The organism is Fibrobacter sp., assembly GCF_017551775.1.
Classification (GTDB): Bacteria; Fibrobacterota; Fibrobacteria; order Fibrobacterales; family Fibrobacteraceae; genus Fibrobacter.
On the sequence record NZ_JAFZKX010000005.1, the window covers coordinates 22,567 to 28,849 of the forward strand.

4 protein-coding genes are annotated in these 6,283 nt (G+C 54.9%); 3 read left to right on the plus strand and 1 reads right to left on the minus strand.

Translation table 11 applies throughout. The features are described 5' to 3' along the window. Position 1: 1 nt before the first annotated feature. Positions 2 to 1,339, minus strand: a complete 1,338-nt coding sequence (locus IK012_RS00260; protein ID WP_290949136.1) for a phenylacetate--CoA ligase family protein — start codon at positions 1,337 to 1,339, stop codon at positions 2 to 4. Between the two features lie 311 nt (positions 1,340 to 1,650). Between IK012_RS00260 and IK012_RS00265 the strand changes: the two genes are divergently transcribed. The 3 genes from IK012_RS00265 to ettA all read left to right on the plus strand — a co-directional run. Beyond that, positions 1,651 to 4,359, plus strand: a complete 2,709-nt coding sequence (locus tag IK012_RS00265) for a POTRA domain-containing protein (protein ID WP_290949138.1) — start codon at positions 1,651 to 1,653, stop codon at positions 4,357 to 4,359. Between the two features lie 16 nt (positions 4,360 to 4,375). Beyond that, positions 4,376 to 4,891 (plus strand): OmpH family outer membrane protein, encoded by a 516-nt coding sequence (locus IK012_RS00270; protein ID WP_290949141.1) that lies wholly within the window; start codon positions 4,376 to 4,378, stop codon positions 4,889 to 4,891. A 94-nt stretch (positions 4,892 to 4,985) separates the two neighbouring features. After that, positions 4,986 to 6,283, plus strand: a 1,298-nt coding sequence (ettA, locus tag IK012_RS00275; protein ID WP_290949144.1) for an energy-dependent translational throttle protein EttA, incomplete at its 3' end; no start/stop codon positions are given.

The following is a 6,283-nucleotide window of genomic DNA, read 5'->3' on the forward strand; positions in this document are numbered from 1 at the left end:
CTTACATCTTCTTCCTGTTGTCGATGACGCGCTTTGCCTTGCCTTCGCTACGCGGCAGCGAATCGGGTTCGCAGAGCGTAACGATCACGGAAATGCCGAGAATCTGTTCGATGGAGTGCTTGAACTTCTTGTTCAGCTGTTCCATGGCGCTCATGGAGTCGCTCACCATGTCGCGGGAAACTTCCACCTTGACCTCGAGCGTGTCCATGTTGTTCTTGGTGTCGAGTACAATCTGGTAGTGCGGCAGTGCCTTCTCCGCGCGGAGGAGGGCCGTTTCGATCTGGCTCGGGAACACGTTCACGCCGCGCATGATGATCATGTCGTCGCTGCGGCGGCCAATGCGGCGGATACGGCGGATGGTACGGCCGCAGCTACACTTCGTCTTTTCGATGGTCGTAATGTCGCGTGTGCGGTAGCGGATGATGGGCATGGCCTTCTTGCTGAGCGTAGAAAGCACGAGTTCGCCTTCTTCACCGTCCGGAAGCGGTTCAAGAGTTTCGGGGTCGATGATTTCGGGGTAGAAGTGGTCTTCGAAGATGTGGATGCCGTCGCGGCACTCGCATTCGCAACCCACGCCCGGGCCCACGATTTCGGAAAGGCCGTAGATGTCGTAGGCCTTGATGCCCGTCTTTTCTTCGATGTAGTCGCGCATGCCGTCGCTCCAGGGTTCGGCACCGAAGATACCGCGCTTGACCTTCAGGTCACGGATATCGATACCCATCTTTTCGGCGACGTCGATGATGCGGACAAAGTAACTGGGCGTTCCGCCCACCGCGGTGACCCCGAAATCCTTCATGAGCATCACCTGGCGTTCGGTATTGCCGCCGCTGATAGGAATGACGGTCGCGCCGAGGGCTTCGAAACCGCCGTGGATGCCGAGACCGCCCGTAAAGAGGCCGTAGCCGTAGAAGTTCTGCACGATGTCGGTGCTGCGGAAGCCGCAAGCGAGGAGGCCGCGCTTAACGACCTGGGCCCACACGTCCATGTCTTCCTTGGTGTAGCCGACCACGATGGGTTTGCCGGTGGTACCGGAACTTGCGTGCAGGCGCACGACTTCGCTCATGTCGACGGCGAAGAGGCCATACGGGTAGGTGTCGCGCAGGTCCTTCTTCATGGTGAAGGGGAGTTTGGCCACGTCCTTGAGGCTCTTGATGTCTTCGGGCTTGAGGCCCTTCTCGTCCATACGTTCACGGAAGAGCGGGACCTTTTCATAGGCAAGCTTTACGGTGGCGCGCATACGCTGCAGCTGCAGGTCACGCAATTTTTCTTCGGGCATGAAGTCCAGGGCCATTTCGGGCAGGACCTTGTTTTCTTCGTCATTCCAAGCGGTTGAACGCATAAAATCCTCTGTATGTAGTTGAGGGTAAAAATTACCGAAAAGAATTTAGTCTTTTTATGCAGGGAAAAAAAGAAAAAATTTCGAAAATTTTTTCTTGGGCCCCGCTTTTTTTACAATCGCTGTAAAGTTGTCGTACTATGTGCGTTTTTCGGTATTCCTGGTTGGGCGGAAGTTTTCAATTTTTGTATTTTTGTGCGGTATTTTAAGTTTTTTATGATTCTATAGGTAGGTTTACTCTGCGTTCCCGAATTGTAATTCTGATACTCGCCTTTGCTGGTTTGATGCACGCCCAGTTGCTGGATATGTCCCAAATGCCTACGGACTACATGGCCGAAAATACGGTCCGCAAGGTCAAGGTCGAAGGCAACGTCAACATGGAGCAACGCTCTATCCTTAGCCGCATAGGCATCCGTGACGGCCAGACTTATTCCCCGTCGGCTCTTTCCGACAAGGTGCAGGAATCCGTTGCCGCCCTCTACAAGTCCGGCCTCTTTGACGATGTGTCGGCCTGGGTCGACTACGTGGACAACAGCACCGAGGTGGACCTCATTTTCAAGATCAAGGAACTTCCGGCGCTCGATAGCGCCATTCTGGACGGATGTGACGAGATTTCCGAGGACGACCTGCGCCTCAAGTTGCGCATGGTTCCCGGACAGGTTTACAGCAAGAGCCAGCTCGAACGTGACCGCCAGGCGTTGATTGACCATTACCATTCTGAAGGTTTCTTGTTGGCCGAAGTCGGTTACCGCGAAACTCAGATCGACGACAACAAGAACCAGGTGACCTTCATTATCCGCGAAGGCGAAAAAGTCAAGGTACGCCGCATCGAAATCGAGGGCAACGACAACGTGCCTTACGAGGACATCACCGACCACATGCTCACGAAGGTGGACCAGTGGTACGGCGGTGGTGAATTCAAGGAAAACGTGTTCGAGGCCGACCGCGATACGGTTCTCAACGCCATTCGCCATTTCGGTTACCTGGATGCAGAACTTACTGAGTTCCGTGCCGAATACCTGCCGGACTCCAGTTGCCTGTTCTACTTGGGACGTATGGTGCCGGTCGGGGATCGCCTCCAGCCGCTTTACGACCAGCTGAACCGCGCCATGTCGGATCCGTCGAATGCCATGTACAAGATGGCGGGCAAGCCGACCATGCAGGTCTCGCACTTCTTCCGCCGCGCGAGGGAGGCTTCGACTCACCACGGGTATGTGACCCGTCCGCTCCCGCAGGTCAAGGAAGAAGAAGACGCCCTTAAGCTTTTGAACGACATTATCCGCTATGAGGATTCCCGCAAGGAATTGCTCAATATTGTGAAGGGAAACAAGTTCAACAATCCGAAGATTGATTCGCTCAAGAAAATCAAGAAGCTTTCGGAATACGACGAAAAGCTCCTGGTGCGTTACATCATCGAGGACATGTTCCCGCTTTTGAACAAGTACGACAACATCAAGACTTCGAGCGCCATCTGCATCCACATCGGCATGATTGAAGGCCGCCGCTACTACATGGGCAGCGTGCACTTCTCCGGCAACGAGGTGCTCAACGACAAGGTGCTGAACTACACGTTCCGCCTCGACAGCGGCTCCGTATTCGACCAGTACCTGTACGAAGCGTCCCGTAAGGCTTTGATTGACGTTTACCGCGAAGACGGCTACCTGTTTGCGCAGTTCGACGAAGAGCGCACGTTCGAGAACGACTCCATTGTGAACCTCACGTACCGCATGCGTGAAGGCCTCCCGGCGAGCATCCACAAGGTTTACATCCACGGCAACACGAAGACCAACGAAAAGGTCATCCGCCGCGAAGTGCGCCTGTATCCGGGTGACACCTACCGCCAGTCTGCATTGGAACGCAGCTTCCGCGAAATCATGCAGCTCAACTACTTCGACATGGTTGTGCCCGATATCAAGATCCACAGCGAGCAGGAAGTCGACCTCGACTTCACCGTGCAGGAGAAGGAAGCGGGAACCGGCCAGTTCAGTCTGGGCGTGTCGTACAGCGAGAGCGACGGTCTTGTGGGTACGGCTAGCATTTCTATCCCGAACTGCTGTATGGGTGACGGCCAGGCGGCAAGCCTGAATGTGGAATACGGTGCCGACAAGAAGAGCGCCTCCATCAGCTTCCAGGAACCCTGGCTCCTCGACAAGCCGATTACCTTGGGTGCAAGCCTCAGTTACACCTGGTGGAACATGGAAGACTACGGCGACCCGAACATTACCCGCTACGGCGGAAGCGTGTATGTGGGTAAGCGCCTCAAGTGGCCCGATGACTACTTCTACGGCCAGATCGGTTACAGCTGGCTCATGAACAAGCAGGGCCCGAACATCGACGACAGCTACGTGGTCTACACCGGTATCGAATCTGCCATCAACTTCCGTATCGTGCGCGACGACAAGAACCTGCCGCAGTTCCCGACGGAAGGTTCCCGCTACGTGCTCGACGTGCAGGTGGCCGACAATCTGCTCTTCAGTGACTTCTGTTTCATCAAGACTGAACTTACCATCAAGTGGTGGTTCCCGCTGTTCAGCGACCGCCTCGCGATTGCGCTTACCAACGAGTACGGCGTTATCTTTGGCGACCAGCTGCAGTACCGCACGCTCTACACGATGGGCGGCGTGATGGGTTACGAAGGAACGATGCGCGGTTACAGCTCGGGCTCTATCGGTTACCGTCGCCTGGGCCGCAGCTACCAGTACATCGGCGCCGAACTCCAGCTGGGTATCGTGCCGCAGACATTCTACCTGTTGCCGTTCTTCTTCGATGCGGGTAACGTGTTCGGTGAACGCTATGACCCCAAGACGAAGGTTGCCAAGCCCAGCAGGAACCCGCTCAGCGAATGGGATCCGACAAGCCTCAAGAAGGATATCGGTTTCGGTTTCCGCGTTGTGGTGCCGATGCTCGGTATTATCGGATTCGACTTTGCATGGCCGCTCGATGTGGGCGAGACCTACACCGGTCTGCAGCGCACCAAGGTGGGCGACATGGAATTCAACTTTGTCATCGGTCAGGGATTCTAGGGAATTTGGAGGCTCTATGATTCGCAAGATTCTAATCGTTTTGATGATGGTGTTCGCAAGCGCGACTTTTGCCGAAGACGGCCTTCGTATCGCGCATGTGGATTCCAAGCTCATCTTCGACGGCTACAAGGGCACGAGAAAGGCCCAGGAAGAATATGACCGTCAGGTGGCCAAGTGGGAACAGCAGGCCAACCTGCTGCAGAAGGAACTTTCCGCTATCAAGGAAAAGCTCGACAAGCAGATGCTGATGCTCAGCGATGAGAAAAAGCGCGAACTCGAGGCCGAATACAACAAGAAGGATACGGAGCTCAAGACCTTCATCGACCGCGTGTACGGCCGTAAGGGCGAACTTATCACGCAGAACGAGAAGGTGAGCGCCCCGATTATCCAGCTTATCCGCAAGGCGATTAACGAGATTGCCCTGCAGGAAGGCTATGACATGGTCGTGGACCGTGCGACTGGCTCTGTGCTTTTCTGGAAAAAGGAAAACGACCTTACGAGCAAGGTCCTTGATTACTTGAATAACAGATAGTTTTGCAATTGTCATGCCGGCTGCCTGTCCTGAGTGCGCCGGCATCGCCGTTTTTATTTTTTAAAACCTAAACTCTAAAACCGAACATCTAATTATGGCTGAAAATAAAGCAGAAAAATTCGTTTTCTACATGTACAAGATGACCAAGTCCTATCCGCCTAACAAGGAGGTGCTGAAGGACATTTCTTTGAGCTTCTACTATGGCGCAAAGATTGGCATCATCGGCCAGAACGGTGCCGGTAAGTCTACCTTGCTGCGCATCATGGCGGGCATCGACAAGGAATTCCAAGGAGAAGCCTGGATTGAGCCGGGCCGTACCGCGGGATACCTGCCGCAGGAACCGCAGCTGGACCCGAACCTGACCGTCAAGGAAAACGTGATGCAGGCCGTCGCCAAGAAGCAGGCCGTGCTTGACCGCTTCAACGAAATCTCCATGAAGTTCGCTGAACCCATGGAAGACGACGAGATGAACAAGCTTTTGGACGAACAGGCCAAGCTTCAGGACATCATCGACGCTCAGGACTTGTGGAGCCTCGACCGCAATATTGAAATCGCCATGGATGCTCTCCGCTGCCCGCCGGGTGACTGGCCGGTGACGAACCTCTCCGGTGGTGAAAAGCGCCGCGTGGCCCTTTGCCGCCTGCTCCTCGAAGAACCGGATTTGTTGTTGCTCGACGAACCGACGAACCACCTGGATGCCGAAACGGTTGCTTGGCTCGATCGCCACCTCCGTGAATACAAGGGCTCCGTGATTCTCGTGACGCATGACCGTTACTTCCTCGACAACGTGACGAACTGGATTCTGGAAATCGACCGCGGTCGCGGCATTCCTTGGGAAGGCAATTACGCCCAGTGGCTCGACCAGAAACTCGAACGCATGAAGAACGAAGAGAAGGGCGAATCCGACCGTCAGAAGCGCCTCGCTCGCGAACAGGAATGGGTGAAGGCTTCTCCGAAGGCACGCCAGGCCAAGAGCAAGGCCCGTTTGAAGGCTTACGAAGAACTCTTGGCCGAAGATTCTCGCGAACAGATCAAGGTGGCCCAGATTCATATTGCGAACGGCAAGCGCTTGGGCGATATCGTCATTCAGGCGGAACACTTGCAGAAGGCCTTTGGCGAAAAGGTGCTCTTCGACGATTTGAACTTTAGCTTGCCGCGCTCGGGCATCGTGGGCATCATCGGCCCCAACGGTGCCGGTAAGACGACTTTGTTCAAGATGATCATGGGCACGGAAAAGCCCGATGGCGGTACGCTCAAGATTGGCGAAACCGTTGAAATCATCAGTATGGAGCAGGGCCGCGAAAGCTTGGACGATTCCAAGACCGTTTGGGAATCTATCACGGGTGGCAACGACGAAATTATGGTGGGCGACCGCAAGATGAACGGACGCGC

Bases quoted from the DNA above. Each gene is read 5' to 3' on its own strand.
- IK012_RS00260 (WP_290949136.1), bottom strand. From the start codon at position 1,339: ATGCGTTCAACCGCTTGGAATGACGAAGAAAACAAGGTCCTGCCCGAA.
- IK012_RS00265 (WP_290949138.1), top strand. From the start codon at position 1,651: ATGCCTACGGACTACATGGCCGAAAATACGGTCCGCAAGGTCAAGGTC.
- IK012_RS00270 (WP_290949141.1), top strand. From the start codon at position 4,376: ATGATTCGCAAGATTCTAATCGTTTTGATGATGGTGTTCGCAAGCGCG.